The sequence below is a fragment of the uncultured Parasphingopyxis sp. genome (assembly GCF_937129435.1).
Taxonomy (GTDB): domain Bacteria; phylum Pseudomonadota; class Alphaproteobacteria; order Sphingomonadales; family Sphingomonadaceae; genus Parasphingopyxis.
The window spans coordinates 1-26,395 of the sequence record NZ_CAKZNF010000057.1 but is presented as its reverse complement, the minus strand read 5'-3'; the positions used below and the strand labels follow the sequence as shown (position 1 = coordinate 26,395).

General features: G+C 63.7%; 25 protein-coding genes and 1 pseudogene. 13 read left to right on the top strand and 13 right to left on the bottom strand.

Features of this window, described 5'->3' with window-relative positions:
• A pseudogene (locus Q0139_RS10245) lies at positions 1-2,120 on the bottom strand (hypothetical protein); the annotation flags it as partial.
• A 278-nt stretch (positions 2,121-2,398) separates the two neighbouring features.
• Here Q0139_RS10245 and astD point away from each other — a divergent pair.
• The 6 genes from astD (at position 2,399) to Q0139_RS10215 (ending at position 7,822) form a co-directional block, all read left to right on the top strand.
• Positions 2,399-3,823, top strand: coding sequence for a succinylglutamate-semialdehyde dehydrogenase (gene astD, locus Q0139_RS10240; RefSeq protein ID WP_298021144.1), 1,425 nt, complete (start codon positions 2,399-2,401; stop codon positions 3,821-3,823).
• A 79-nt stretch (positions 3,824-3,902) separates the two neighbouring features.
• The gene (gene cobA / locus Q0139_RS10235; protein WP_298021142.1) at positions 3,903-4,709 is read left to right on the top strand and encodes a uroporphyrinogen-III C-methyltransferase; all 807 of its coding nucleotides are present in this window, start codon (positions 3,903-3,905) and stop codon (positions 4,707-4,709) included.
• Positions 4,706-5,002 carry a DUF2849 domain-containing protein gene (locus tag Q0139_RS10230; protein WP_298021139.1) on the top strand — a complete coding sequence of 99 codons (297 nt, stop codon included), beginning with the start codon at positions 4,706-4,708 and terminating at the stop codon, positions 5,000-5,002. The genes cobA and Q0139_RS10230 overlap by 4 nt, the downstream gene beginning before the upstream one ends.
• Position 5,003: 1 nt before the next feature.
• Positions 5,004-6,635 carry a nitrite/sulfite reductase gene (locus Q0139_RS10225; RefSeq protein ID WP_298021137.1) on the top strand — a complete coding sequence of 544 codons (1,632 nt, stop codon included), beginning with the start codon at positions 5,004-5,006 and terminating at the stop codon, positions 6,633-6,635.
• Positions 6,628-7,053: a DUF934 domain-containing protein gene (locus tag Q0139_RS10220; protein ID WP_298021133.1), complete on the top strand. Its 426-nt coding sequence runs from the start codon at positions 6,628-6,630 to the stop codon at positions 7,051-7,053. The genes Q0139_RS10225 and Q0139_RS10220 overlap by 8 nt, the downstream gene beginning before the upstream one ends.
• Positions 7,046-7,822, top strand: coding sequence for a phosphoadenylyl-sulfate reductase (locus Q0139_RS10215; protein ID WP_298021130.1), 777 nt, complete (start codon positions 7,046-7,048; stop codon positions 7,820-7,822). Before Q0139_RS10220 ends, Q0139_RS10215 begins: the two co-directional genes overlap by 8 nt.
• Positions 7,823-8,190: 368 nt before the next feature.
• On the opposite strand, the gene Q0139_RS10210 is transcribed toward Q0139_RS10215, so the two are convergent.
• From Q0139_RS10210 to Q0139_RS10200, 3 genes are all read right to left on the bottom strand, one after another.
• Positions 8,191-8,499: a hypothetical protein gene (locus Q0139_RS10210; RefSeq protein ID WP_298021127.1), complete on the bottom strand. Its 309-nt coding sequence runs from the start codon at positions 8,497-8,499 to the stop codon at positions 8,191-8,193.
• Positions 8,500-8,511: 12 nt separating this feature from the next.
• Positions 8,512-10,026: a replicative DNA helicase gene (locus Q0139_RS10205; protein WP_298021123.1), complete on the bottom strand. Its 1,515-nt coding sequence runs from the start codon at positions 10,024-10,026 to the stop codon at positions 8,512-8,514.
• Between the two features lie 90 nt (positions 10,027-10,116).
• The gene (locus Q0139_RS10200) at positions 10,117-10,968 is read right to left on the bottom strand and encodes a hypothetical protein (protein ID WP_298021120.1); all 852 of its coding nucleotides are present in this window, start codon (positions 10,966-10,968) and stop codon (positions 10,117-10,119) included.
• A 214-nt stretch (positions 10,969-11,182) separates the two neighbouring features.
• Between Q0139_RS10200 and Q0139_RS10195 the strand changes: the two genes are divergently transcribed.
• The 3 genes from Q0139_RS10195 to dcd are packed head-to-tail and all read left to right on the top strand — an operon-like array spanning position 11,183 to position 12,937.
• Complete coding sequence (locus Q0139_RS10195; protein ID WP_298021117.1) at positions 11,183-11,665, top strand: UPF0262 family protein; 483 nt, start codon at positions 11,183-11,185, stop codon at positions 11,663-11,665.
• A 19-nt stretch (positions 11,666-11,684) separates the two neighbouring features.
• Complete coding sequence (locus Q0139_RS10190) at positions 11,685-12,371, top strand: GH25 family lysozyme (protein WP_298021114.1); 687 nt, start codon at positions 11,685-11,687, stop codon at positions 12,369-12,371.
• 11 nt (positions 12,372-12,382) lie between these two features.
• Positions 12,383-12,937 carry a dCTP deaminase gene (dcd, locus tag Q0139_RS10185; protein ID WP_298021111.1) on the top strand — a complete coding sequence of 185 codons (555 nt, stop codon included), beginning with the start codon at positions 12,383-12,385 and terminating at the stop codon, positions 12,935-12,937.
• A 3-nt stretch (positions 12,938-12,940) separates the two neighbouring features.
• Here the strand turns inward: dcd and Q0139_RS10180 are convergent, their stop codons facing one another.
• Positions 12,941-13,309 (bottom strand): hypothetical protein, encoded by a 369-nt coding sequence (locus Q0139_RS10180; protein WP_298021108.1) that lies wholly within the window; start codon positions 13,307-13,309, stop codon positions 12,941-12,943.
• Positions 13,310-13,536: 227 nt separating this feature from the next.
• Between Q0139_RS10180 and Q0139_RS10175 the strand changes: the two genes are divergently transcribed.
• On the top strand, positions 13,537-14,535 hold the full coding sequence (locus tag Q0139_RS10175) for an MBL fold metallo-hydrolase (RefSeq protein WP_298021105.1): 999 nt from the start codon (positions 13,537-13,539) through the stop codon (positions 14,533-14,535).
• 22 nt (positions 14,536-14,557) lie between these two features.
• Here the strand turns inward: Q0139_RS10175 and Q0139_RS10170 are convergent, their stop codons facing one another.
• Positions 14,558-16,831: a ribonuclease R family protein gene (locus Q0139_RS10170; protein WP_298021103.1), complete on the bottom strand. Its 2,274-nt coding sequence runs from the start codon at positions 16,829-16,831 to the stop codon at positions 14,558-14,560.
• A gap of 79 nt (positions 16,832-16,910) precedes the next feature.
• On the opposite strand from Q0139_RS10170, the gene glpD reads away from it, so the two are divergent.
• Positions 16,911-18,389, top strand: coding sequence for a glycerol-3-phosphate dehydrogenase (gene glpD / locus Q0139_RS10165; protein ID WP_298021100.1), 1,479 nt, complete (start codon positions 16,911-16,913; stop codon positions 18,387-18,389).
• The gene (gene glpK / locus Q0139_RS10160) at positions 18,386-19,849 is read left to right on the top strand and encodes a glycerol kinase GlpK (protein WP_298021097.1); all 1,464 of its coding nucleotides are present in this window, start codon (positions 18,386-18,388) and stop codon (positions 19,847-19,849) included. Before glpD ends, glpK begins: the two co-directional genes overlap by 4 nt.
• On the opposite strand, the gene Q0139_RS10155 is transcribed toward glpK, so the two are convergent.
• The 5 genes from Q0139_RS10155 to bioB form a co-directional block, all read right to left on the bottom strand.
• Positions 19,841-20,365 carry a choice-of-anchor V domain-containing protein gene (locus Q0139_RS10155; RefSeq protein ID WP_298021094.1) on the bottom strand — a complete coding sequence of 175 codons (525 nt, stop codon included), beginning with the start codon at positions 20,363-20,365 and terminating at the stop codon, positions 19,841-19,843. The two genes, glpK and Q0139_RS10155, sit on opposite strands and share 9 nt — an antisense overlap.
• Positions 20,358-21,398, bottom strand: coding sequence for a hypothetical protein (locus tag Q0139_RS10150; protein WP_298021091.1), 1,041 nt, complete (start codon positions 21,396-21,398; stop codon positions 20,358-20,360). Before Q0139_RS10150 ends, Q0139_RS10155 begins: the two co-directional genes overlap by 8 nt.
• A 64-nt stretch (positions 21,399-21,462) precedes the next feature.
• Positions 21,463-23,460: an acetyl/propionyl/methylcrotonyl-CoA carboxylase subunit alpha gene (locus tag Q0139_RS10145; protein ID WP_298021088.1), complete on the bottom strand. Its 1,998-nt coding sequence runs from the start codon at positions 23,458-23,460 to the stop codon at positions 21,463-21,465.
• A gap of 4 nt (positions 23,461-23,464) precedes the next feature.
• The gene (locus Q0139_RS10140; protein ID WP_298021085.1) at positions 23,465-23,836 is read right to left on the bottom strand and encodes a lysozyme inhibitor LprI family protein; all 372 of its coding nucleotides are present in this window, start codon (positions 23,834-23,836) and stop codon (positions 23,465-23,467) included.
• A 28-nt stretch (positions 23,837-23,864) separates the two neighbouring features.
• The gene (gene bioB, locus Q0139_RS10135) at positions 23,865-24,902 is read right to left on the bottom strand and encodes a biotin synthase BioB (RefSeq protein WP_298021082.1); all 1,038 of its coding nucleotides are present in this window, start codon (positions 24,900-24,902) and stop codon (positions 23,865-23,867) included.
• Positions 24,903-24,926: 24 nt separating this feature from the next.
• On the opposite strand from bioB, the gene Q0139_RS10130 reads away from it, so the two are divergent.
• Positions 24,927-25,262 carry a GIY-YIG nuclease family protein gene (locus Q0139_RS10130; RefSeq protein ID WP_298021146.1) on the top strand — a complete coding sequence of 112 codons (336 nt, stop codon included), beginning with the start codon at positions 24,927-24,929 and terminating at the stop codon, positions 25,260-25,262.
• Between the two features lie 32 nt (positions 25,263-25,294).
• Here the strand turns inward: Q0139_RS10130 and Q0139_RS10125 are convergent, their stop codons facing one another.
• Together Q0139_RS10125 and ruvA are read right to left on the bottom strand one after the other, a co-directional pair.
• A complete protein-coding gene (locus Q0139_RS10125) occupies positions 25,295-25,840 on the bottom strand; it encodes a DsrE family protein (RefSeq protein WP_298021078.1) in 546 nt (181 codons plus the stop codon).
• The gene (ruvA, locus tag Q0139_RS10120) at positions 25,837-26,394 is read right to left on the bottom strand and encodes a Holliday junction branch migration protein RuvA (protein WP_298021075.1); all 558 of its coding nucleotides are present in this window, start codon (positions 26,392-26,394) and stop codon (positions 25,837-25,839) included. Before ruvA ends, Q0139_RS10125 begins: the two co-directional genes overlap by 4 nt.
• Between the last annotated feature and the right edge of the window lies 1 nt (position 26,395).

The window sequence follows — 26,395 nt, the reverse complement described above, 5'->3', positions numbered from 1 at the left end:
CCGGTGGCGACGGTCGCCCGTCCACCGGCACCATCGCGGTTGCCGCCGATGGCGATCGAATCGCCGCCGGTCGCGCGGGCGGTGTTGCCGATGGCGATCGAATTGCTGCCGCTGGCAAGCGTGTCCTGGCCGACCGCCGTGGCACCGTCCGCCGTGGCGTTGGCACCGTTTCCGCACTGCGTCGTGCCGACCGTACCGGCCTGATTATTACACCCATCCCCGGCATTCGGTCCGGCAACCGTTGCCGAAGGCGATGGTGCATAGGGCTGGAAGGCCGCAGCCTGGCGCGATGCGTTGTTTGCGATCATCTGCGGTTCGGGTGTCGGCGTGTCGGGAACGGCCGAAAGCATGCCGGCGGAATCGATCCGCAGAACATAGCTCTGCCCTTCCGGGATCATCGCAGCGAGACCCGCCAGCGTGTAGGTCGCGTTGGCGTTACCGATCGCAATGTTGTTAGTGCCGTTTGCGATCGCTCCGTACCCAATGGCCGAAGAGAAATCGAAATTGGCCTGGGCTTGCGAGCCGAAGGCCGAGGCGCCGACGCCATCGGCCCGTGTGGTATTACCGAGCGCGACCGCCTCGGCGCCATTGGCGCGCGATTCATTGCCGATCGCGGTGGCGTTGTCGGCGGCGGCCCGGGCGTCCTCACCGACGGCAAGGGCGCGTACGCCGCGTGCAACGGCCAGGTGGCCGAGGGCTGTCGAACGCTCGCCTATCGCCCGTGAGCGCCAGCCGAATCCGGTAGCGCCCGGTCCGTTGGCGATCGCCTGACCGCCGACGACGGTGGTCGAGGGACCACGGGCAACGGTGCCGTTACCATTATCGCCGTCCCGATTGCCGCCGATGGCGATGGAATCGCCACCCAGCGCGCGGGCAGTGTTGCCGATGGCGACGGAATTCGTGCCGCTGGCGACCGAGTCCTCACCGCCGGCGAAGCTCTGATCGCCGGATGCGGTCGACTGGTGACCGACGGCCGTACCCATGGCGCCCGTCGCCTCGGCCTGCCAGCCGAGCGCGGTCGAACCCGGCGTGGTGGCGACGCTTTCGCCGCCGAGGGCCGTCGTCGAATTTCCGCGAGCAAGCGCATTGTCACCGATGGCAAGCGCGTCGATGCCACTGGCAAGCGATTGGTTGCCGATCGCCGAAGCATTGTCGGTCTGCGCCGTGGCCGCCTCGCCGATCGCAAGCGACCGAACGCCGCGCGCCAATGCCAGATGGCCGAGCGCCGTGGCCCGTTCGCCGTCTGCTACGGCGCGCCAGCCGAAAGTGGTTGCACCGGGACCGCGGGCGAGCGCCTGACCGCCGACGGCCGTGGTCGAAGGACCGGTGGCAACGGTCGCACGGCCGTTCACACCATCGCGATTGCCACCGATGGCGATCGAATCGCCGCCGGTAGCGCGCGCCGCATTGCCGATCGAAATCGAGTTCGTGCCGCTCGCGATCGCGTCCTCACCACCGGCGAAACTCTGGTCGCCAGTGGCCCGCGCCTGATGGCCGACAGCGGTTGCCATCTGCCCGGTTGCTTCGGCCTGCCAACCGAAGGCGCTGGAGCCCGGATTGCGCGCTACGCTCTCGCCGCCGATTGCGGTGGTCGAATTGCCGGTGGCGACAGCCGTATCGCCGACTGCCAGCGCATCGATACCGTCGGCTACCGATTCATTGCCGATCGCCGTCGAAAAATCCGACACTGCCGTCGATGCCTCACCGATAGCGAGGGAACGAATGCCGAAAGCGTTGGCAAGATGCCCCAGCGCCGTCGCGCGTTCCGCCATAGCGGCCGCGCGCCAACCGAAGGCCGAGGCGCCCGGGCCCATGGCGAAGGATTCACCGCCGACAGCGCTCGTCGAGTTGCCTTGCGCGTTGGCGAAGGGGCCGACCGCGAGTGCATCGACGCCGTTGGCGGTCGAGTCCGCGCCAACGGCCGTTGCACCCTCACCGGTCGCCGAGGAATCGGTACCGCATTCGAGCGTATCGGGATCGGTCGCGTCGTTGCAATCCGCCGTCGCGTCGGCATGGGCCGGCATCATCGGGAGAGTCGCCATCATGGCGGCAGTGCCCGCCGCCAATAGCAAACGGGTCTTGGCCGGCCGACCGGCCGACTTGCGTGTATAATCTGTCATGAGCTTGGGCTCTCCCCTCTGGTCAGCAACTTGTTGCGTCTTGGTGCGACCCGAAGTTACGCAGCCCGGAAATGTTATTGATTCATTCCTGTGCGTCAGACGCGCTTATAGCACCATTGTTCCACCGGCGCAGAAAAAATTAACGAAAGCAGAAATTTGTGCGGCGCACAAACGCGGGCGATGGAAGGGCTTAAGTTTCTCCCGCTTCATTGTGCCCGCCTGCCGTCCCCGCTTGACCTTCGCAGTCTCAACGTGTTGGAGGCGGGCAGGAGATTTGCGTGACCGACATGATCGTTTCCGTCCAGCCGGCAACCGGCGAAGAGCTCTGGCAAGGTTCGTGTGGCAATGCTGCTGACGAGGTCGCCATCGCCCGCGAAAACTGGGCCGGCTGGGCATCTCAATCGTCGAGCTACCGGACCGAAGCGCTTCGCCGGTTCGCCAATGTCGTCCGGTCGAAGAAGGCCGAGTTCGCCGATCTGATCGCGCGGGAGACGGGCAAGCCGCTCTGGGAAGCGCGCACCGAAGTCGACGCGGTGATGAACAAGGTCGATATCTCGGTCACGGCCTTTCACGAGCGCACGCCGCAGCGGATGAAGGACGGCGCGATGGGCACCCGCAACGCGCTACGGCACAAGCCGCATGGCGTGCTCGCGGTGCTCGGTCCTTTCAACTTTCCGGCGCACCTCCCCAACGGTCATATCGTTCCCGCGCTGCTTGCGGGCAACGCCATCGTCTTCAAGCCGTCGGAGAAGACGCCGGCCGTCGGTGAGTTCCTGGTGAAAAGCTATCACGAGGCCGGTGTGCCCGAGGGTGTGGTGCGCTTGCTCATCGGCGGACCGGAACAGGGACGCGACCTGGCCTCCAGCGAGGGGATCGACGGGCTGTTGTTCACCGGCTCTGTTCGCGGCGGCATGGCTCTACACAAGCTGTTCGCCGACCGGCCCGACAAGATCCTCGCGCTCGAACTCGGCGGCAACAATCCGCTCGTCGTGTGGGATGCGCCCGATGTCGAGGCGGCGGCGGCGATTGCCGTTCAGTCGGCCTATATGACCGCCGGGCAGCGGTGCACCGGCGCGCGCCGGCTGATCGTCGAGGACGGCAAGCATCAACCGCTGATCGAGGCGCTGCAGCGATTGATCGCCAGGCTGATCGTCGATCATCCGCATGCCGATCCCGAACCCTTTATCGGCCCGGTCATCGACAACGCTTCGGCCGACCATGTCGAGGAAAGTTTCCTCGACCTGATGATGAAGGGCGGCCAGCCGGTCGTGAACATGCGCCGCCCGCAGGACGACAAACCCTTTTTGACGCCGGGCCTGATCGACGTGACCGAGGTGACCGATCGTCCGGACGAGGAAATTTTCGGCCCCGTGCTGCAGGTGATCCGCGTGCCCGATTTCGACTCTGCGATGGCCGAGGCGAACGCGACGAAGTTCGGCCTTTCCGCCTCGCTCGTCGGCGGTGCGCCCGAACTCTACGACCGGTTCTGGGCGAATATTCGCGCCGGCATCGTCAACTGGAACAACCCGACCAACGGCGCCTCTTCGTCCGCGCCGTTCGGCGGAATCGGCTTTTCGGGAAACCACCGGCCAAGCGCCTATTACGCCGCCGATTATTGTGCCTATCCGGTCGCCTCGGCCGAAGCGCCGTCGGCCCGCGCCAGCATCGCGCACGGCCTCAAGGAGCCGCAGGCGGAGCGGTAGCCGCCGACAAAGCTCAGCTAAAGACACGCCAAGCAACCATGCTTTGAGCGGGAACGGTCATGCGTCCATCTAGTCTCGCATGGAATACGCCTCCCCTTCCCGTGGTGCCCCCCGGCGCGGATCGCGCGGCAAGGTCTGGCTCGTGGGCGCCGGTCCCGGCGATCCCGAGTTGATGACCGTGCGCGCGGTCCGCGCCATTCGGGCGGCCGATCTCCTCGTTCATGACGGGCTGGTCGACCCGCGCATCCTCGCAACGATCCCTGCGGAAACGCCGCGAATCTCGGTGGCCAAGAAGCGCGGCCGCCACACGGTGCCGCAGCCGGGTATCAACGCACTGCTCGTCGAAAAGGCGAGCGAAGGGCTCAATGTCGTGCGCCTCAAGGGCGGCGACCCGTTTATTTTCGGACGCGGCGGCGAAGAGGCCGAAGCGCTCCGCTCTGCCGGGATCGACGTCGACATCGTCCCCGGCATATCCGCCGCGCTCGGGGCCGCCGCGGAGGCGATGCTCCCCCTCACCCATCGCGAGGCTTCGAGCGCGGTCACCTTCGTCGCCGGCCAATGCAAGGGCCTGACCGATCAGGACTGGTCCGGGCTTGCCGGAACGGGCCGCACGCTCGTCATCTATATGGGCGTCGCGACGGCGAACGATATCGCCGAGAAGCTGATCGCCGACGGCGTCTCGCCCGCCATGCCGGTCGCCGTGATCGAACGCGCTTCGCGACCCGACATGCGCGCGCTTCGGACGTTGCTCGCCGATCTCGGCGACATGGTCGAGCGCGAGTGCATCGAGAGCCCGGCCGTCATCGTCATCGGCGAGGTCGTCGATCGATCGCTGGCTGAAGACCGGCTCGGATCATTGGCGCGCCAGGCGGAGAGGCTCGCATGAAAATCCTAACCGGCAACGATCTCAAATCGGGCGATGTCGTCTGGTGGACGGGCTATGACTGGTCGCGTCACGTGTCCGATGCGGCTCCGGTCCATGACGGCGCGACTGACGTGATCGCGCGCGAGATCGCCAGGCGCACCGTCAGCGATGCCTATATCGTCGATGCCGAAAAGACCGATGCGGGCGTGCTCCCCGTCCATATCAAGGAAAAGATCCGCGCCACCGGCCCCACCGTGCGCGTCGACCTCAAACTCGCGCCGCCCGATCCGGCGGCGGGAAACTGGGTGATCTGACATGTATAAATACGACAATTACGACCAGGAGATGGTCGACACGCGCGTCGCGGAATTTCGCGACCAGGTCGAACGCCGGATCGCCGGCAAGCTGACCGAGGATCAGTTCAAGCCGCTCCGGCTGATGAACGGTCTCTATCTCCAGCTCCACGCCTATATGCTGCGCGTCGCCATCCCCTATGGTACGCTGAGCGGCGATCAGATGCGCATGCTCGCGACGATCGCCCGCAAATATGATCGCGACTACGGGCATTTCACCACCCGGCAGAACATCCAGTATAACTGGATCAAGCTGGAGGAGGCGCCCGACCTGCTCGCCGATCTGGCAACGGTAGAGATGCACGCAATCCAGACGAGCGGCAACTGCATCCGCAATATCAGTTCGGACCAATATGCCGGCGCCGCGGCCGACGAGATCGTCGATCCGCGCCCCTATGCCGAGCTGCTGCGCCAATGGTCGAGCTTCCATCCCGAATTCTCGTTCCTGCCGCGCAAGTTCAAGATCGCCGTCATCGCCGCCGACGAAGACCGCGCGGCGATGCGCCTCCATGATATCGGAATCCAGATCGTCGAGCAGAACGGCGAGATCGGCGCGCGCTTCTATGCCGGCGGCGGGATGGGCCGCACGCCGATGATCGCCCCGCTGATCCGCGATTTCGTGAGCGTCGACGAGCTGGTCAGCTATTCCGAGGCGATTCTGCGCGTGTACAACCGCCACGGCCGCCGCGACAACAAATACAAGGCGCGGATCAAGATCCTCGTCCATGAAATGGGCGCCGAGGAATTCATACGCCAGGTCGAGGAAGAGTTCGCGCACCTCAAGGGCGAGAATATCGACGCGCCGGCGGCCGAGCTCGAGCGGATCAAGGGCTATTTCGCCGATCCGGCGTTCGAGGACGGTCTTGCCGACGAGATCGACCGCAGCGATCCCGACTTCGCCGTCTGGCTCGATCAGAACGTCCATGCGCACAAGCAGCCGGGCTATGCGATCGCCGTCATCAGTCTCAAACCCGTCGGCGGCATCCCGGGCGATGCCTCCTCGGCGCAGATGGACCTGATGGCCGATCTCGCCGAACGCTACAGCTTCGACGAATGCCGCGTCACGCACAGCCAGAACATCGTGCTGCCGCATGTGCGCAAGCAGGATCTCTACACTCTTTGGCAGCAGCTCGACGAGGCGGGGTTGGCGACGCCCAATCTCGATTTGGTCAGCGATATCATCGCCTGCCCGGGCCTCGATTATTGCAGCCTCGCCAATGCGCGCTCGATCCCCGTCGCGCAGAAGATTGCGCAGCGCTTCTCGGACATCGGCCGTCAGAAGGAGCTCGGCGAGCTCAAGCTGAAAATCTCGGGCTGCATCAACGCCTGCGGCCACCATCATGCCGGCCATATCGGCATTCTCGGCGTCGACCGGAGAGGGACCGAGAACTACCAGCTGCTGCTTGGCGGGTCGGGCGAAGAGGATGTCAGCCTAGCCAAGATCACCGGCCCGGGCTTCGACGAGGACGGCATCGTCGACGCGGTCGAAAAGGTGACCGACGTCTATCTCGCGCAGCGCGACGAAGGCGAGCGCTTCCTCGACACCTATCGCCGGCTCGGCATCGATCCGTTCAAGGAGGCGCTTTATGGCTGATCCCGTGCATCTCGACGGCGAAGCGCCGGTGGAAGAGCCCGCCGTCACGCTCGACGCTTTTCTCGACCAGCCCGACGCGACCGCCGTGCGGCTCGAAGACGGCGAGGACGCGCGCAAGCTCGTCCCCTATATTGATCGGTTGTCGCTGATCGAAATCGGTTTCTCGGCGTTCGGCGACGGGCGCGGCTATTCGGCCGCCCGCATCCTGCGCGAGGAAGGCTTTACCGGCGAATTGCGCGCGCAGGGCGATGTGCTGGTCGACCAGTTGACCTTCATGCGCCGCTGCGGCTTCGACAGCTTCGCGCCCGAAAAGCCGCTCAACGAAAAGGACGTCGAGACGGCGCTCGCCCGCTGGCCGCACGTCTACCAGCCCGCCGCAGACGATCGCAAGCCGATCTGGAGCAAGCGGCATGGCTAGTGCTGCTGCCCGTATAGTCGACACGATCGACGCCCGCCCCGCCTTCACACAGGCTGACGCCGATGCGCTCAACGCGCGGTTTGAGGGCGTCGAAGCCGGCGAAATGCTCGCCACGCTGTTTGCCGAGGAAGAACTGGGCGAGGTCGCGCTGGTCTCGTCCTTCGGGACCGAGGCCGCCGTGCTGCTCCATCTGGTGGCACAGGCAGACCCTAGGGTGCCGGTCGTCTTCGTCGACACGCTCAAGATGTTCGACGAGACGCTTGCCTATCGCGAACAATTGATCGACCAGTTCGGCATCGAGAACGCCTCGGTCGTCACTCCCGATCTCGATGTGCTGGCGGCGAAGGACGAGAATGGCCTGCGATGGTCTTACGATCCCGACGGCTGCTGCGAGATCCGCAAGGTCGAACCGCTCAAGCGCGCCAAGGCCGGGCTCGATGCCTGGATTTCGGGCCGCAAGGCGTTCCAGTCGGTGACCCGGCAGAACCTGCCGCGCTTCGAAATCGAGGACGGCCGACTCAAGATCAATCCGCTCGGCGACTGGACCAAGGACGATCTCGAAGAATATTTCGAGGCGCACGCCCTTCCCCGTCATCCGCTGGAAGAACAAGGCTATCTCTCGGTCGGCTGCGCGCCCTGCACGAGCAAGGTCAAGCCCGGCGAAGATCCCCGCGCCGGCCGCTGGCGCGGCTGGGACAAGACCGAATGCGGAATCCACACGCCGGTCAGCGGCGAGGATAACGACGAGGCGAACCAGCCAGTCTTCTAGGGTCGGATCTGCTGCAAACGTCGAACTGACCTGCTAGTTCGGTTCGATGACAGGGTTCTGGCGACTTACGATTTGGGCAATTGGGATGTTGGCGCTCTGCGTCGCACTCATTTTCAGCGCCATGCCGCCGGTCTCGAGTTGCCTAGAGCGACCGGGCCTACACCTGCTGCTCTACGCTACCCCATTCTATCTTATCTATGCTGGCTGCGGCGCGTTCGTCATCAACCGATGCGACAAGCTTTCCCGGACACTGTATTTTATGCTGAGCGTGCTGCTGTGGCTGGTCTATCTTTGCAGATGAGATTTGTGCTGAACGATACGTTCAATGCGTTGCGCGGCTGTCCGTTGATTGACGCGGCATAAAAGCTCTAAAGCCGCTGACCGCCAAACACGCCTTCGTGCCAATACTTCTCCTCATTCTCAAACCAATCCGCATTCTCAGACGAACGAAACTGCGCGAGTTGCCGCATTTCAATTCCATACCTTTGATGAAAGGCGATCAGTTCGCGAAGCTCGTCATCCGTGGGCAGGTGAGCCAACTGGATAAACAGCGTATCGCCGCGCCCTGCGTATTCGGAAACGACAGTCATCTTGTCTAGCCATTCGAAGAACAGGTCTTCGTCCGCTGCGTGGAAATATCGAACTTTTTCAGCTCGGAGAGTAAGGCGGCTTTCCACTAATCGCGTCGATCAATAATGCGACGACCGGTCCTCATAGGCCAGGTCGCTAAACTTCGTGAACTCGCCTTCGAAGTGCAGCGTCACCGTTCCCGTCGCGCCGTGGCGCTGTTTGGCAATGATGACCTGCGCCTGTCCAGCAATCTCCTGATTCTTGAGCTCCCACGCCGACCGTTTGTCGCGGTCTTCGGGCGAACTCTTTTCGCTGATCATCGGGGGCTCGGCGAAATTGTGATAATAATCCTCGCGATAAATGAAGAGGACGATGTCGGCGTCCTGTTCGATCGATCCCGATTCACGCAGATCCGATAGCTGCGGCTTCTTGTCCTCGCGCTGTTCGACGGCGCGGCTGAGCTGCGACAGCGCCACCACGGGCACGTCGAGTTCCTTTGCCAGCGTTTTCAGCCCGCGGCTGATCTCGGAAATTTCCTGCACGCGGTTGTCGTTGCTGCGACCCGATCCCTGCAAAAGCTGCAGATAGTCGACGATGATGATACCGATGCCTTTCTGCCGCTTGAGCCTGCGCGCGCGCGTCCGGAGCGCCGCGATCGTCAGGCCCGGCGTGTCGTCGATATAGAGCGGCAGGTTTTCAAGCTCGGCCGCCGCGCGGGCGAGGTTGCGGAACTCCTCCTGGCTGATCGCGCCCTTGCGAAGCTTGGCCGAGGGAATGCGCGACTGCTCGGCCAGGATACGCGTCGCCAACTGGTCCGCCGACATTTCGAGGCTGAAAAACGCCGCCGGGGCGCCCATCGATTCCTCGGGGTCGATTCCGTCCTCCAGATCGCGCGCATAGCGTTGCGCGGCGTTGAACGCGATGTTGGAAGCCAACGCCGACTTGCCCATGCCCGGGCGGGCGGCGAGAATCACGAGGTCGGACTTGTGCAGCCCGCCGAAATTCGCGTTCAAGCTGTCGAAGCCGGTCGTAAAGCCGGACACATGCCCACCGGAATTCAGCGCCCGCTGCGCCGCCTTAACCGCCTCCGACGCCGCCGTCGCGAAGCTCTTCGTCGACCCGACTTCACCGTCATTTTCGGCGACCTTGTAGAGTTCGACCTCGGCGTCCTCGATCTGCTGGCGCGGATCGACATCCTCGCTCGTGTCGACCGCCTTTTCGACCATCTCGCGGCCGACACCGATCAGCGCGCGGAGCAGCGCCAGTTCGTAGATCTGCCGGGCGAAATCGCGCGCACCGATCAGCGCCACCCCGCTTTCGGTAATCTTGACCAGATAGCCGATGCCGCCCAGCGCCTCGAGCCCCTCGTCCTTTTCGAGCAGCGGCTTCAGCGTCACCGGGTTGGCGACCATATTCCGATCGACGACGAGCCTGACGATCATGTCGAAGATGCGGCCGTGCGTCGGTTCGAAGAAATGTTCGGTCTTCACGATCCGCTGCACATCGTCGATCAGCCGGTTGTCGATCAGCAGCGCGCCGAGCAGCGCCGCCTCGGCATCGATATTGTGCGGAAGCACAGGCGCCGCGCCTGCATTGTCGGTCACGAGTCGGACGGGTTTTGCGCTGTCGGCCATGCCCCCTTGTCGCGCGAAACGGGATTCGCCTCAAGCCGACAAGGCTGTGGAAATGATCGTGGATGGAGCGAGCGGAGCGTTGACGATCGCCTAGATATTTCCTTCCGCGATCAGTTTGCGGGCGCGCTCGATCCGGAAACGCGCATCACGCCGCTTGCCTTCGCGGCCTTCCCAGACCGTCGCATTGTGTTCGATAAATTCGTGATGCTTGCCCTCAAGCTCATCGAGTCCTTCGCCGGTCAGATAGGAGAGCGAGAGATCGAGCATGAACAGCGCGTCCTTGCCGAGATCGTCATACACCGTCATCTCGTGATACTCGCGGCACTTCGGATCTTTCTCGAGATACGGATCATAGTCGGCAACGTCTTGCGGCACCTGCTTCACACAGCGCCAGATCGACGATGTGTACACCCGCCCGACCCATTCGAAATATTCGGACAGATATCCCATCGTGACCTTCACATAGGGCAGCCGATCGAAGAAGAAGTCCTGGTTGACGAGATAGCCGCCGACCGGAATCGAAGGGAAAAATTGCCGTGTCACATGGGCGTTCAACTCAGGCGTTTTGCAGACGTCGACGAAGCAGATTTCGATGTCGTCGCCGTCCCAGTTTTCCTGCAGAATGTCGCCGACATTGAGGTCGATATACCCCCACCAGGGCTTGATCGTGTCCTTGAGGATGGGGACGAACGATTTGCCCTGTTCGTACTTGATATCGCCGAATTTGCGGATGATCGTCTGCCCATTGGCCGGCGCCGGCAGGATTCCCAGTTCATAGGCGTGAATCTGTTTTTCCGGCGCCTGTTGTCCTGCCTTCACGCCGGCGGCGAGGCACGATGTCGAACAGCCCATGAAGCTGCCGGCATCGATGATCTGCCCATTGCCGGAATAATGGTCGCGCCCCAGTGCAAACAGCATCTGCCGCTCTTTCAGGGACAGCATGCCGGGCAGCCCCATTATCTCCTCCGGCGCGTCTTCGGCCAAGGCGACCTCGCCGACAAGTTGGACGGGTTTCAGGGGCTTCGGGCGTTTCGGGGTTTGGGGGGGGGTTGTCGTATTCACACGGCCTCCATATGGTTCCCGTCAACGTTGCGCCAGATGAATTTGAAGCAATTAGGTGTTTGCCTCCCGGCTGCAGCGAACTAAGCCCCTGCCCATGGCCGATCCACGGATCATCGATGTCGAGCTGGACGAAGCGACGATTATCTGGCGCAATGCCGATATCGAGCAGGAGCGGCGCATTGCGATCTTCGACCTGCTCGAAGGCAATCATTTCGCGCCGGCCAAGGAATATCCGCAAGGCTATGACGGCCCCTACAAGCTGAAGCTGCGCGTCGAGGAAGGGCGGCTGGCGCTCGATATCTCGGCCGAGAGCGGCGAGTTGCTGGAAACGATCGTGCTCGGCCTCACTCGCTTCCGCCGCGCGATCCGCGATTATTTCGCGATCTGCGACAGCTATTTCCAGGCGATTCGCCAGGCGACGCCGCAGCAGATCGAGACGATCGACATGGCGCGGCGCGGCATCCACAATGATGCCGCCGAATTGCTCAAGGAGCGCCTCGAAGACAAGATCGAGGTGGATTTCGACACCGCCCGGCGGCTATTCACACTGATCTGCGTGTTGCATATCAAGGGCTGACACGCCGCATGGGGGGCAAATGCGCACATTGAAATGGGCCGCGATCTGGCTCGTGATTCTCGCCGTCGCGGCGGTCGCACTCTGGCAGGTGGCGATCCGCTGGCATCCGGACGAAGGGCAATATCCGGTCCAGGGCGTCACGATCGGTGCGGCGCAGGGCGAGGTTCACTGGCCGACGCTGAGCGCGAACGGCGCGGATTTCGCCTATATCATGGCGACCGACGGCGATGCCGGGCGCGACGAGAATTTCGAGGCGAACTGGGCGGCCGCGCGCGAGAGCGGCATGCGCTACGGTGCCGTTCACAACTGGCAGCTTTGCCGCCTCGCCGCCGACCAGGCGACCAATTTCATCGCCACCGTGCCTTCCGACGCGAACGCCCTGCCCCCCGCCGTGATGCTCCGCTTCGAAGGCAATTGCTCGGACCGGCCTGATATCGACGTGCTGATGGACGAATTGTCGACCTTCCTGACGATGATCGAGCGTCATGCCGAGAGCCCCGCCATACTCTACGTCACCCGGGACTTCGACGACATGTATGCGATCACGCGCAATGTGGAGCGCAGCTTCTGGCTGTCGCGGCGGCTGTTCAAGCCCGATTATGGCGCCGTCCCCTGGTCGATCTGGGAGGCCAGCGACATCCGCCAGGTGCCCGGTGTGGAAAACCCGGTCCGCTGGAATGTGGTGCGTCCGGGCAGCCCGGGCTAAGGAACGCGGCCATGACGATCATGTCGGACAAGTGGATTCGCGCGCAGGCGCAAGAGAACGGCATGATCGAGCCGTTCGTGGACGGTCAGCGGCGGGAAGGCACGATCAGCTACGGTCTGTCGAGCTACGGCTATGACGCACGCGTTTCGGACGACTTCAAGATTTTCACCAATGTCGACAATGCGGTCGTCGATCCGAAGAACTTCGCCTCGAACAGTTTCGTCGACCGCAAGACCGATTGCTGCATCATCCCGCCGAACAGTTTCGCGCTGGCAAGGACGGTCGAATATTTCCGGGTGCCGCGCGACGTGCTCGTCATCTGCCTCGGCAAGTCGACCTATGCGCGCTGTGGGATCATCGTGAACGTCACGCCGCTCGAGCCCGGCTGGGAGGGGCATGTCACGCTGGAATTTTCGAATACGACGCCGCTGCCGGCCAAGGTCTATGCCAACGAAGGCGCGTGCCAGTTCCTCTTCCTGCAAGGCAACGAGCCGTGCGAGACGAGCTATGCCGACCGCGCCGGCAAATATATGGGGCAGCGCGGAGTCACGCTGCCCAAGCTGTAGGAACTAGCGGCTGCCGACCTGCACGCGAACGTTGAGCGCTTCGCTGGCAATGGCGTGGGCGGAGATCGCCGATCCGTCGCCCGCTTCGAGCAGCATATCCTCGCCTTCCAGAACCGAACGATAGAGCGAGGCCGCGCGCGCCATGCGGTTGGTCTCGACCATGATCGCCGCCATGTTCAGCAGCGACGGCGCATCGGCGCCCTGTTCGTCGATCCGGCGCTCGAGGCGTGCCTCGGCAACCCCAAGCTCGCCGCGAGCGATCGCCTCCGACGCATAGGGATCGAAACCTTCGATCGTTTCGGTCGGATAGGGCGCCGCGGCAACCGCCGCCGGCAGAGCCATCAATGCCACGAAACCAGCAAATTTACGCATTCGAACCTCTCCCATGTCAATTTGATTTCCATCTTGTTACGCTTTTGTGACAATCTTGTAAAGCAGATGTCATAAAAGCGTAACAATGGGATGGGGAAACAGCCCTATCGCGCACCAAAATTGGGGACGCGGCGCGTGACGAGGCCGGGCTTTGGGGTTATCCTCAAAGGCAGACCATAAGAGACCGGGCGGACCAAAGAGCCCCGACGAACCGGAGAACCGCGGCGATGCGAATTGCGACCTTCCTGAAAGCGGCCATGATCGGCGTCGCACTATCGCTCGTAGCGTGTACGGGTTCCGATACGCCGGCGGCCGGGGATCAGGCGGAGAATACGCCCCAGCTGATCGTTCACCGGCCGTTTCGTGCAGGCGAAGGTTCGGTAAACAGCTTCTGGTTGGAAGGCCCTGATGAAATTCTCGTTATGGATACGCAGGGCAATCTCGACCTGGCCTCTCGCGTGGTCGCGCGCATCCGGGAAACCGGCAAGCCTGTCACCGCGATCGTGATCAGCCACTACCATCCGGATCATTTCGGAGGTCTGCAGGTCTTTCTTGAGGCCTTTCCCGATGCCCAATTGCTTATGCCCGAAGAGGTCGCCGAAAAGATCGACCGCGACCTTTCCGGCTATGTCGAACGGCTCCGCGAAACCGTCGGCGACGACTATCAGGCCCCGCGCGAGCCCGATGGCTTCATCGAGAACCGGCAGGAAATGGAGGTGTCGGGCGTCCCGATCATTTTCCATCTCGTCGACCGGTCCGAATCCTCGCCCATCGCGATGATCGACATTCCGAGCCAGCGCGTGCTGATCGCGTCCGATCTCGTCTCCAACCGGATGCATCCCGACCTGACCGATGCCGATATCGACAGCTGGCCGCGCGCGCTTGACCGGATCGCGCGCGAGTTTCCCGATTACCAGCTTTATCCGGGTCATGGCGAACCCGGCAGTGCGAGCCTGCTCGTCGCCAATCAGATCGCCTATCTCAACTTCGTGCGCGGGATTATCGAGAACGATATCCTCGATGACGATCGCGCGAGCGAGGAGGAGATCGCCGACGCGATCGTCCAGATGCGCCGCAACTATCCCGACTGGCCGACGACGACGGGTCAGCCGATGCAGCTGCGCCGCAATCTGGAAACGCTGGTCGCCGATATGGGCGGGCGCGTCGACCGCCGTGAGCGCAACGCCGCCGCCGAAGAAGAAGAGGGCGGCACGGCCTCGGACTGAATCCGAAAGCGTATGCCGAGCGTTAGCGCCGTTTCCGTCCGCCACCTTTCGGCTTGCCGCGATGCTTGCGGCCATCGCGGTTCGGATTGCGACGGCCCCGCCCCCGACCGGCAGAGCCGCCGCCCTTCCCTTCGGGCAACTGGAAACGCAAGCCGCCGCTGACCGGATCGCTCTCGACAATCCGAAGCTCGAGCCGGTCGCCCATCGCGTAACGCGTGCCGCTATAATCGCCGACCAAAGCCTGTGCCTTTTCGTCATAGCGATAATATTCATTGCCGATATCGCGGGCGAGCAGCAGGCCGTCGCCGCCCAGCTCCTCGACCGTCGCGAAGAAACCGAAGGACTGGACACCCGTGATACGTGCGCGCACGACGTCGCCGACTCGCTCGGACAGGAACGCGGCGACATAACGGTCCACCGTGTCGCGCTCGGCCTCCATTGCGCGCCGTTCGAGCTTGCTGATCGTCTCGCCGAGCGATTCCATCTTCGCCGTCTCATCGCCGGTCAGCTTCGTCTCCGGCACGTCCGGCCCGAGCTTGAACGCCCCCACCAGCGAGCGATGGACGAGCAGGTCGGCATAGCGGCGGATAGGCGAGGTGAAGTGCGCGTAACTGCCCAGCGCCAGCCCGAAATGCCCGGCATTGGCCGGCGCGTAATAGGCCTGGGTCTGGCTGCGCAGCACCTGCTCCATCACCTGCGGCCGCATATCGTCGTCGCCGACCCGATCGATCAGCTGGTTGAACGTATCGGGCCTGATGACTTGGCCCAGCGCGAAGGAGACATCGAGCGTGCCGAGATATTCCTTGAGCGCAAGAAGCTTATCCCGGCTCGGCGGTTCGTGGACGCGGTACATGACCGGCGCGGCCTTCGCTTCGAGCGCCTTGGCGGCAGCCACATTGGCGGCGATCATGAAATCCTCGACCAGCCGATGTGCATCGAGACGTTCGCGCGGCTCCACCGAGAGGATGCGCCCCTTCTCGTCGAGCTCGATCCGGCGTTCGGGCAGGTCGAGTTCGAGCGGCCCGCGCGCGGCACGCGCTTTCGCGAGAAGCGACCAGCAGGACCAGAGCGGCTGCAAGGCGCTCTCGACGAGATCGGGCGGCACCGCGCCTTCGAGTTCGGGCATCGAGCAAGGAGAGGATGCAGGCTCGGCACACGACGCAAGCTCGCTCGCCGCATCGACCGCCGCCTGCGCGTCTTCATAGGCAATATTGGCGGAGAGCCGCACCTTGGCGCGCGTGAACCGCCAGCCCTTGAGCTTGCCATCCTTTCCGATTTGCAGGTGGCAGGCCATCGCCGCGCGATCCTCGCCCGCCTTCAACGAGCACACATCCGCCGACAGGCGCTCGGGCAGCATCGGCACCACGCGATCGGGGAAATAGACGCTGTTGCCGCGCCGCTTCGCCTCGCGATCGAGCGAGGAACCGGGGCGGACATAATAGCTGACATCGGCGATGGCGACGATCGCGCGATAGCCGCCCTCGCCGTCCGGCTCGGCCCAGATTGCATCGTCATGATCGCGTGCATCGGCAGGGTCGATGGCGACGATGGGAAGGTCGGTCAGATCCTCGCGTTCGCCGAGCGGAAGGCCGGCCACCTTCTCCGCCTCGGCCAGCGTCTCGCCGGAAAATTCGTGCGGAATCTCGTGCTTGTGGATCGCGATCAGCGAAAAGCTTTTCGGCTCGAAGGGATCGCCGAGGATCTCACCGACCTTTGCGCTGGTTTGCGAACCGCGACCCGCCCGCTCGGCCATAACGAGATCGCCGGCCGACGCGCCATTGGCGTCCGAAATCCGGATGTCGCGGCGGTTCCCCTTCTCCAGCCCCTTGAGCCATAGCGTGTCGCCCTCTTCGTGCACGACGCCGATGAGTTCGTCGCTGCTCGCGGCGAGCACCTTCATCGGATGCGCGATCCAGCCCCGCCCCGCCTGTTCGGTCCGCGCAAGGATGCGTTCGCCGACGCCGAGCGGCTTGCGGCGGCCCTTTTCCTTTACGCGCAGGCGCGGCGCCGGCGCGTCGTTGTCCCAGCGTTCGGGCTCGGCAAAGACCTGCCCGTTATCGTCGACATCGACGATGCGGAGCACTGTCACGCGCGGCAGCCCCCCCGCCTTGTGCACCGACTTGCCCGGCCCGAAATCGACAGCGCCCTTGTCCGCCATCTTCTTGAGCAACGCCTTCAATTGGATCTTGTCCTGCCCCTTCAAGCCGAAGGCGCGCGCAATCTCCTTCTTGCCCGCCGGCCGGTCCGACGAGGCGATGAAGTCGAGAATGTCCTGTTCGCTGGGAAGAGTTGTCATGAACGGCACATAGGGACTTTGTCGCTGCGGCGATACCGCATGAGGGTGACGCCGCCGCCAATTCGTTTAAGCTGACACCATGTCCTACGACCTTCTCGTTATCGGCGGCGGCATCAACGGGGCGGCGATTGCGCGCGACGCGGCGGGGCGCGGATGGAAGACGCTGCTGGTCGAGAAGGACGACCTCGCCAGCCATACCAGCTCCTCTTCATCGAAGCTGATCCATGGCGGCATCCGCTATCTCGAATTTTACGAGTTCAAGCTGGTTCGAAAGGCGCTGAAGGAGCGCGAGACGATGCTGAAGGCGGCGCCGCACCTGATCTGGCCGATGCGCTTCGTCATGCCGCATAATGACGATATCCGGGCATACTGGATGATCCGGTCGGGGTTGCTGCTTTACGACCTGCTCGCCGGTTTCGATTCGCTTCCGCGTACCAAGCGGCTCGGCAAGGCCAATCCGCGCTACCGTTCGCCGCTGCGCGACGCGCAGACCAAGGGCTATGTCTATTCGGACTGCTGGGTCGACGATTCCCGGCTCGTCGTCGCCAATGCGATGGACGCCGCGGCGCATGGAGCCGACATCGCGACGCGGACGGCGTTCGAAGGCGCGACGCGCGCGGGGCCGATCTGGCAGGCGCGGCTGAGCGACGGCCGGCAGGTCGAGGCACGCGCCATCGTCAACGCCGCCGGCCCCTGGGTCGGCGAGGTGCTGCACGACCGGATCGAGATCGACAGCAAGGCGGCGCTCCGGCTCGTGCGCGGCAGCCATATCGTCGTCGATCGGATCTATAACGGCGACCATGCTTATATCTTCCAGATGCCCGACCGGCGGATCGTCTTCGCCCTGCCCTATTTGGATCGGTTCACCCTCATCGGCACGACCGAAGTCGCGGTCGACGATCCGGCGGCGGAATATGCCGATGAGGACGAGATCGCCTATCTCTGCGACGCAGCGAATTACTATTTCGCCTGGCAGCTCGATCCCGATCAGGTCGTCTCGCATTATTCGGGCGTCCGCTCGCTCTACGACGATGGCGCGTCCGATGCGCGCGAGGTGACGCGCGACTATGTCCTCGAACTCGACGGCGGCAGCGAGGAAGGTGTGCCGCCGCTGCTCTCCGTCTTCGGCGGCAAGATCACGACGGCGCGCGCACTCGCCGAGGACGCGAACGACCGGCTAGCTGCCGCCACGCCGTTCAGCGGCGCGGCCTGGACCAAACGCGCGAAATTTCCCGGCGGCGAAACCGGCAAGGATGTCGACGCCTTCGTCTCGTCGATTCAGGAGCGTTATCCCTTCCTAGAATGGGAGCATGCGGTCCGGCTCGTTCGCGCCTACGGATCGATGCTGCCCGACATCTTTGGCGAGGCGGCGACCTTCGACGATCTCGGCGGTCATTTCGGAGAGGGGCTGACGGTGCGGGAACTGGAGTGGATGTGCGAGCGTGAATGGGCGAAGTCGGCCGATGACGCGCTGATGCGGCGAAGCAAGCTGGGGCTGCTGCTCGATGAAGCGACCGTCGAGCGCGTCAACGCCTGGTTCGCGGAGCGCTCGGCATGACCCGGCATATCGTCGCCATCGATCAGGGCACGACGTCGAGCCGCGCGATCCTGTTCGACGAAACGGGCAAACCGCTCACAAGCCATGCACGCGAATTTCCCCAGCATTATCCACAGGACGGCAGGGTCGAGCATGATCCCGAAGATATCTGGCGCGACACCGTCGCCTGCGTCATGGAGGTGCTGACCGACGACACCGTCGCCATCGGCATCACCAACCAGCGCGAGACCATCATTCTCTGGGACCGCGACACCGGCAAGCCGCTTCACAACGCGATCGTCTGGCAGGACCGGCGCACGGCCGACCTGTGCCGCAATCTCAAGAATGAAGGCTATGAACCCCGGATCACGGAGAAAACCGGGTTACTGCTCGATCCCTATTTCAGCGCGACCAAGCTCGTCTGGCTGCTCGACCATGTCGATGGCGCGCGCGAAGCGGCGGCGCGCGGCGCCCTCGCCTGCGGCACGATCGACAGCTTCCTGCTCTGGCGACTGACCGGCGGCAAGGTTCACGCGACCGATATCACCAATGCCGGGCGCACGATGCTCTGCGACATCCATGCAGGCGAGTGGGACGACGAGTTGCTGACGCTGTTCGGCGTTGAGCGGTCGTTGCTGCCCGAAATCCGCGGCAACAGCGAAATCTACGGCGAGACCGATCCTGCGCTGTTCGGCCGTGCCATCCCGATCGCGGGCATGGCGGGCGACCAGCAGGCGGCGGTGATCGGCCAGGCGTGTTTCGAACCCGGCATGGTCAAATCGACCTATGGCACCGGTTGTTTTTTATTGCTCAATACTGGGACCGAGGCGCTGGCATCGCAAAACCGGTTACTCTCTACACCGGCCTACCGGATCGACGGCGAAACCCATTATGCCCTCGAAGGTTCGATATTCGTCGCCGGTGCGGCAATCAAATGGCTTCGCGACAAGCTCGGTGTGATCACCGATGCGGCGGACAGCGAGGAGATCGCCCGCGCCGTGCCCGACGATCACGGCATCACACTCGTACCCGCTTTTGTCGGCCTCGGCGCGCCGCACTGGGAGCCCGATGCGCGTGGACTGATTACAGGGATGACGCTCGATACCACCGCCGATCACATCGTCCGCGCGACGCTGGAATCGATCGCCTTTCAGACGCGCGACCTGATCGATGCGATGCGGGCCGACGGCGCCGAAATGCCGAGCGCCATCCGCATCGACGGCGGCATGGCGCAGAACGGCTGGTTCGCGCAGTTTCTTGCCGACGTCCTCGATACACCGGTCGAACGCCCCGAAAGCCATGAGACGACGGCGCTGGGTGCGGCCTTCCTCGCCGGACTGGCAACCGGCGTTTGGAACGGCCTCGACGAGCTATCCGCCGGGTGGGAGGCCGACGCATCCTTTGCGCCGGACATGGAGGCAGAGCGGCGCAACGATCTGCTCGCCCATTGGAAGAAGGCCCTCGACAGAGCGCTACTCTGACGCCTGTTCAGCGACCTCGATTTCGAAGGTGCGGACATGGATGGTGTCGCCGAGCGGCGAACTGTCGTCATTCGCCGCATTGGCCGCGATATGCAGCGCCACTAGGCCAGGTGTCGCAGGGGCCGTCCAGTCGAACGTCCACTCCACACCGCCCTCGACCACAGGTAAGGGTTCGGTGGAGCGAACGGACGTTTCGCGCACCTGCTGCCCCTCGCCTGCCGCGACCGATCCGGCGTCCTCTCCTTCGGACCGGAATCCGGCAAGATAACTAAGGATCGCTGCGTCCGTCGGATCGAACCGGAGCGTCAGCGCGTAGGTTTCCCCCGGCTGGACACCCTTTTCCAACCCTTCGATCGACAGCGCCTCGGATTCGGCAACAGGGGGCGCCCCGAAATGGCAGCTCGTGCAGGCCGTGTCAGGCCGGTCGAGCGTGCTCCATGGCGCGCCGGTCGGAAAGGCGGAGGCGGCGAACGGCAGCAACGCGGCGCCCAGCGCGGCCCAGCCAAGCCTAGTCAAGGGCCACCCTCCCGATCGTATTGGTGTCGGCGCCGAACCAGATGCTGTTCGTCGGCGCGTGGTAATGCATATGACGCACCGTCCCGCCGCCAGAGGGCACTTCAGCCACGGCGATATATTGCTCGGTGGCCGGGTCGAAGCCGGTGAAGCGGTTGGGCTCGACGCCCGTCTCGACGAACCAGATCCGGTTGTCGCCGTCGACGGCCATGCCATAGGGCCGCGATTCCGCGCCCGACGGGGCCGGCCATTCCTCGAACGTCGCGGCCGCCGGGTCGTACGCACCGACCATTCCCATCGCATAATCGACATACCAGATGCGCCCGTCATCGGTGATGCCCATGCGGCGCGGCCGCGCTTCGGCGCGCGGGATATCATATTCGGTCAGTTCCTTCGTTGCCGGGTCGACCGAGACGAGCTTGTTAGTGCCGAGCAGCACGGCCCAGACCGTGCCGTCTGCGGCGACCTCGATGCCATAGGGCCGGGCCTGCGGTGTCGGCACTTCGATGAGCTGCACTTCGCGCGTCGCTACGGTGAGTTTGCCGATGAAATTGCCGCCCTGCACGGTGAACCAGATGTCGCCATTCGCGTCGAAAACCAGCGTATGCGGATCGCGCGCCGCTTCGTTCGGCATCGGGATCTGCTCGATCTCGCCGGTTGCCGGGTCGAGCCGGCCGATATGCGCGGCGCGGTTACCGGCATACCAGACGCCGCCGTCATCGGCGACGATCAGGTTATGCGGCCCCGCGCCTTCCGGCAGTTCGAACCGGGTAAATTCCTCGGTCTGAGGGTTGAGCCGCGCGACATAGTCGCCGCGCTGGCCGACGAACCAGATTTCGCTGTCGGAAACGGCGAACGGATCGCGCGGACGCGTATCGGCCCAGGGCACGTCCCATTCGCGGATATCGATCGCCTCCAAATGCTGTGCCGCCATTGTCGGATCGGCCGGAACGGGCTCTTGTGCAGAGGCCGATGTCGCGAGGAGCGCGGCGGGAACCGCCATCAGAAAACCGTTGATCGTCCGTCGCTTATCCATCGTCTCTCTCCTGTCGCCAAGCACGATCAATACATGACGCGCCGCTGAAGTTTCAAGCGCTCGCCTATTCGAACTCCATGATCACATCGTCGGCGGCGAGGCTCGCGCCCTCTTCGGCGGCAATGGTGGACACGATCCCTTCCTTCTCGGCGCGCAGGATATTCTCCATCTTCATCGCCTCGACGGTGGCCAGCGGCTGACCGGCTTCGACCTTTTCGCCTTCCTTGACGTGCACGGCGGTGATCAGGCCCGGCATCGGGCAAATCAGCATCTTCGAGAGATCCGGCGGTTCCTTCTCGATCATGTGCTGAACGAGATGGGCATAATGTTTCGGGAAAATCTGCGCCGAATGGCTCGCTCCGCGCGTCGTAAGCTTCAACCCATAGCGGGCGTTGCCGATCATCACGCTGAGCGGTTCGCCGCCGAATTCGGCCTCGACCATCCGGTCGCCCGGCGCATAGGCGAGCGCGAGCTGCATCGCTTCGCCATCGACCGAGACATCCTCGATATCGACCGTCACGTCATGGTCGGTGTCGCCGATGCGAATCATCCATTCGCCGGGCGGGCGTAGCCGGTCACCCAGCTGCCCCGAAACACGCCGGGCGCGATCGGCGTGCGCTGTCGCGGCGAACCCGGCGATCGCGGCAAGCCGCTTCGTCAGTGTTTCGTCCGCCGGTGCCCCCTGAAACCCGTCGGGATATTCCTCGGCGATGAAATTGGTCGTGATCTCGCCCGAGCGGAAACGCTCATGCTGCATCAGCGCCGAGAGGAAGTCGATATTGTGGCCGAGCCCCTCGATCTCGAACCGGTCGAGCGCGGCGATCTGGAGGTCCATCGCCTCTTCGCGCGTCTCGCCATAGGTGACGAGCTTGGCGATCATCGGGTCGTAGAACATCGAGACCTCGCCGCCTTCGGCAACGCCGTCATCGACACGCACGGGCCGCTTCAGCCCCTCGCCCTCTTCTTGCGGAGGATTGTAGCGGACGAGCCGCCCGATCGACGGCAGGAAGCCGCGATAGGGGTCCTCGGCATAGACGCGATTCTCGATCGACCAGCCCGTCAGCGTGATATCGTCCTGAGTGAACGGGAGCTTTTCGCCGTTCGCCACGCGGATCATCTGTTCGACGAGATCGACGCCGGTGATGTTCTCGGTCACCGGATGCTCGACCTGGAGCCGGGTGTTCATCTCGAGGAAGTAGAAGCCCTCGCCGGTCTTGTCCGCACCCGAAACGATGAGTTCGACGGTACCTGCGCTGAAATAGCCGACGGCCCGCGCCAGCGCGACGGCCTGCTCGCCCATCTTCTTGCGCATTTCGGGCGTTACGAAGGGCGACGGGGCTTCCTCGACGACCTTCTGATGCCGCCGCTGGATCGAGCATTCGCGCTCGCCGAGATAGACGATGTTGCCGTGCTGATCGCCGATCACCTGAATCTCGATATGGCGCGGCTGTTCGATGAATTTCTCGATAAAGACGCGGTCGTCGCCGAAGCTGGCAAGCCCCTCGCGCTTCGTTGCCTCGAAGCCTTCGCGCACATCCTTTTCGGACCAGGCGAGCCGCATGCCCTTGCCACCGCCGCCTGCAGAGGCCTTCATCATCACCGGATAGCCGATCTCGTTCGAAATCTTCACCGCGTGCTCCGTATCGTCGATCTCGCCGACATGGCCGGGGACGACGTTGACGCCCGCTTCCTTGGCGAGCTTCTTCGATTCGATCTTGTCGCCCATCGCGGCGATGGCGTTCGGCGGCGGGCCGATGAAAACGATCCCAGCCTCGGCGCAGGCATTCGCAAAGCTTTCGCGCTCCGACAGGAAGCCATAGCCGGGATGGATCGCCTCGGCGCCCGTGTCCTTCGCCGCCTGGATGATCTTGTCGGCGAGCAGATAGCTTTCGGCGGCGGGCGGCGGCCCGAGGTGCACGGCTTCGTCCGCCATCTCGACATGCGGGGCGCGCGCATCGGCATCCGAATAGACGGCGACCGTGGCGATGCCCATTTTCTTGGCGGTCCGCATCACGCGGCAGGCAATTTCGCCGCGATTGGCGATCAGGATTTTCTTGAACACGTTCTTATTGATCCTCAATCATCAGGTTTCGGAGCTGTTCGGTCCGTTCGCGGGTGAATGTGGCCCGACAGCTATGATAGAGCAACGGTTCGGCGCTGCCACCGCGCATATGGTAGGAAAAGACCGCGCAATGCTCGTCGCGCAGCGTGATCCAGGCGCGCTGCGCTTCCATCAGGCGATCGGCGCCGCTCGGGCGGCCGTCGTTCATATGGTCCTCGCTCAGATAACCGCGAGCATATTCGATCGCCTGTTCCCAGACGTCCTGCAGTTCGGCATCGGCCAGCTCATATTCCCATGCCGCGCAGGCGTTCAACGGCTGCTGCGGTAGGTTTTCCGGATTGGCACAGCTTTCGGCATTCGCCTCGAACTGCATCATTGCCAACAACGCTATTCCAAGCATCGCATCACTCCGCCGCTTCCATCGTTTCGCTGGCCCGCATCGGCTCTTCGCCCTGCAACGGCATAATGCCAAGCTTGGCGAATAGCGCCGCATCGGCATCGTCGCCGCGATTGCCGGCGGTCAGCAGCTTGTCGCCGGTGAAGATGCTGTTCGCGCCGGCCATGAAGCATAGCGCCTGCACCGCTTCCGACATGCTCTCGCGGCCCGCCGACAGGCGCACCATCGACTTCGGCATCGTGATCCGCGCGACGGCACAGGTGCGAACGAATTCGAGATCGTCGATCTTCGCCTCGGGCACGTCGTGGAGGATATCGCCGAGCACCGTGCCCTTGACCGGCACCAGCGCGTTGACGGGCACGCTTTCGGGATGCCGCTCCAGCGTCGCCAGCGCATGGATGAAGCCGACGCGATCCTCGCGCGTCTCGCCCATGCCGACGATCCCGCCCGAGCAGACGTTGATTCCCGCCTGCCGCACATTGTCGAGCGTCTCGATCCGCTCCTCGAACGTCCGGGTGGAGATGACCTCCTCATAGCGTTCGGGCGAAGTGTCGATATTGTGGTTGTAATAGTCGAGCCCCGCATCCTTCAGCATGCTCGCCTGTTTCGGCGTCAGCATGCCCAGCGTCATGCACGTCTCGAGCCCCATTTCGCGGACGCCCTTCACGATCTCGACGATCGCGGGCATGTCGCGGTCCTTGGGATTGCGCCACGCCGCGCCCATGCAGAAGCGCTGCGAGCCCGCATCCTTCGCCTGCGCCGCCGATTGCAGCACCTGCCGCACGTCCATCAGCTTGGTCGCCTTGACGCCGCTATCGGCGTGGACCGATTGCGAGCAATAGCCGCAATCCTCGGGGCACCCGCCGGTCTTGATCGACAGCAGCGTGCAGAGCTGCACCTCGCCCGCTGCATGATATTGGCGGTGCACGGTCTGCGCGCGCCACATCAGCTCGTGAAACGGCAGGTCGAAGAGGGTGGCGATTTCCTCACGGGTCCAGTCGGTGCGGATCGCTTGCTCTTCGTCGTGCTGAACGTGTTTCAGCATCCATCCCTCGTCACACCCGGAACCATGCCATTCGAAGCGCGCCCTTGCATCTATATCCTCGCGAGCAAGCCCTATGGCACACTCTACATCGGCGTCACCAGCGATCTCATTGCCCGCCTCTGGCAACATCGCGAAGGCGAAGTGGACGGTTTCACCAAGCGATATGGAGTCCAGTCTCTCGTGAGGTTCGAGATGTTCGACGACATGAAGAGCGCGATCGCTCGCGAAAAGCAGCTGAAACGCTGGCATCGGCAATGGAAGGTCAACCTCATCGAAAGCGAAAACCGGGATTGGCATGACCTTGCACCGAGCCTCGGTCTTCCTCCGATTGCACGGAGCTTCCGGCCTGATGGATCCTGAAACAAGTTCAGGATGACGTGTAGTAGCAATCCTCAAAACGGGTTCACCGTATAGCCCTGCTGCTGCAACAGCGCATGGGCGGTCATCGCGGAGAGGTCGAGTTCGACGCCTTCGATCAGGTCTGCCTTCTTCACCCCGTACACTGCCGCGCTCTGGCCGCAGACCACGAAGCGGATGCCGTGGGCGAGCATCGTCTCGACCATGCTGGCAGAGGCATTGGGTTCCATGTCGCTTGCCTCGCGCGCAGTATCGGTGACGAGGTCGAACACCGCGCGCCCGTGTACCACCACGACGAGCTTGATGTTCTCTTCCGGCACCCCTGCGGCGACATGCATGTTCATGAAGCGCGCAGGCGTCGCGATGCGGCGGTTGGGCTGGCCGTCCTCGGCCTTCTCGCTCACGTCATAGGCGATCATGAAGCGCGCGCCTTCGGGGATCGGCTCCATCCCCTCGACCGGCGCATGTTCGCCGAACTCGGTGAAGACCGGGCCGGCTGCGAAGGTCGAGAAATCGGGCGTCTGCGCGGCAGGGGGAGCGGCCAGAAACGCTGCCAGTGCCAAGGGGATCGTTTTTCTCATGATGCTGCCTTTTTCAATGCCACACGGATCAATTCGCTCTCACCCGCTCCTTCCCCGAGTTCCGCCTGCGCCCTCGCTACCGCCTGCGCCGCCACCGCTGGCTTGAAGCCGAGGTTTTCGAGCGCGCTCACCGCGTCGGCGCTTGCGCCGCCAGCTGCCGAGACGGAACCAACCACCGCGCCTGCCACCCCGCCGCCGGGCAACGCGCCTGCCTTGTCCTTCAGCTCGTTGACGATCCGCCCGGCCAGCTTCGGCCCCACGCCGTTCGCCCTCGCCACGCTCGCCGCGTCTCCGGCAGCGCAGGCATCGCGCAGCTCGCCGGTCGAGAGCGCGGAGAGGATCGCAAGCGCGACCTTCGACCCGACACCCTGCACCTGCGTCAACAGCCGGAACCAGTCGCGCTCCGCACTCTCGGCGAAGCCGAGCAGGCGCATGTCGTTCTCGCTCACCTGCAGATCGGTGAACAGCCGCGCCTCGCCCCCTTCCGAACCCAGCGCATCGAGCGTGCGGGTGGAACAGTGGACGAGGTAGCCGACGCCGCCCACGTCGATCACC

Bases quoted from the DNA above. Each gene is read 5' to 3' on its own strand.
- cobA (WP_298021142.1), top strand. From the start codon at position 3,903: ATGGAATACGCCTCCCCTTCCCGTGGTGCCCCCCGGCGCGGATCGCGC.
- Q0139_RS10230 (WP_298021139.1), top strand. From the start codon at position 4,706: ATGAAAATCCTAACCGGCAACGATCTCAAATCGGGCGATGTCGTCTGG.
- Q0139_RS10225 (WP_298021137.1), top strand. From the start codon at position 5,004: ATGTATAAATACGACAATTACGACCAGGAGATGGTCGACACGCGCGTC.
- Q0139_RS10220 (WP_298021133.1), top strand. From the start codon at position 6,628: ATGGCTGATCCCGTGCATCTCGACGGCGAAGCGCCGGTGGAAGAGCCC.
- Q0139_RS10215 (WP_298021130.1), top strand. From the start codon at position 7,046: ATGGCTAGTGCTGCTGCCCGTATAGTCGACACGATCGACGCCCGCCCC.
- Q0139_RS10205 (WP_298021123.1), bottom strand. From the start codon at position 10,026: ATGGCCGACAGCGCAAAACCCGTCCGACTCGTGACCGACAATGCAGGC.
- Q0139_RS10200 (WP_298021120.1), bottom strand. From the start codon at position 10,968: ATGCTGTCCCTGAAAGAGCGGCAGATGCTGTTTGCACTGGGGCGCGAC.
- Q0139_RS10195 (WP_298021117.1), top strand. From the start codon at position 11,183: ATGGCCGATCCACGGATCATCGATGTCGAGCTGGACGAAGCGACGATT.
- Q0139_RS10190 (WP_298021114.1), top strand. From the start codon at position 11,685: ATGCGCACATTGAAATGGGCCGCGATCTGGCTCGTGATTCTCGCCGTC.
- dcd (WP_298021111.1), top strand. From the start codon at position 12,383: ATGACGATCATGTCGGACAAGTGGATTCGCGCGCAGGCGCAAGAGAAC.
- Q0139_RS10180 (WP_298021108.1), bottom strand. From the start codon at position 13,309: ATGCGTAAATTTGCTGGTTTCGTGGCATTGATGGCTCTGCCGGCGGCG.
- Q0139_RS10175 (WP_298021105.1), top strand. From the start codon at position 13,537: ATGCGAATTGCGACCTTCCTGAAAGCGGCCATGATCGGCGTCGCACTA.
- Q0139_RS10170 (WP_298021103.1), bottom strand. From the start codon at position 16,831: ATGACAACTCTTCCCAGCGAACAGGACATTCTCGACTTCATCGCCTCG.
- glpD (WP_298021100.1), top strand. From the start codon at position 16,911: ATGTCCTACGACCTTCTCGTTATCGGCGGCGGCATCAACGGGGCGGCG.
- glpK (WP_298021097.1), top strand. From the start codon at position 18,386: ATGACCCGGCATATCGTCGCCATCGATCAGGGCACGACGTCGAGCCGC.
- Q0139_RS10150 (WP_298021091.1), bottom strand. From the start codon at position 21,398: ATGGATAAGCGACGGACGATCAACGGTTTTCTGATGGCGGTTCCCGCC.
- Q0139_RS10140 (WP_298021085.1), bottom strand. From the start codon at position 23,836: ATGATGCAGTTCGAGGCGAATGCCGAAAGCTGTGCCAATCCGGAAAAC.
- bioB (WP_298021082.1), bottom strand. From the start codon at position 24,902: ATGCTGAAACACGTTCAGCACGACGAAGAGCAAGCGATCCGCACCGAC.
- Q0139_RS10130 (WP_298021146.1), top strand. From the start codon at position 24,927: ATGCCATTCGAAGCGCGCCCTTGCATCTATATCCTCGCGAGCAAGCCC.
- Q0139_RS10125 (WP_298021078.1), bottom strand. From the start codon at position 25,840: ATGAGAAAAACGATCCCCTTGGCACTGGCAGCGTTTCTGGCCGCTCCC.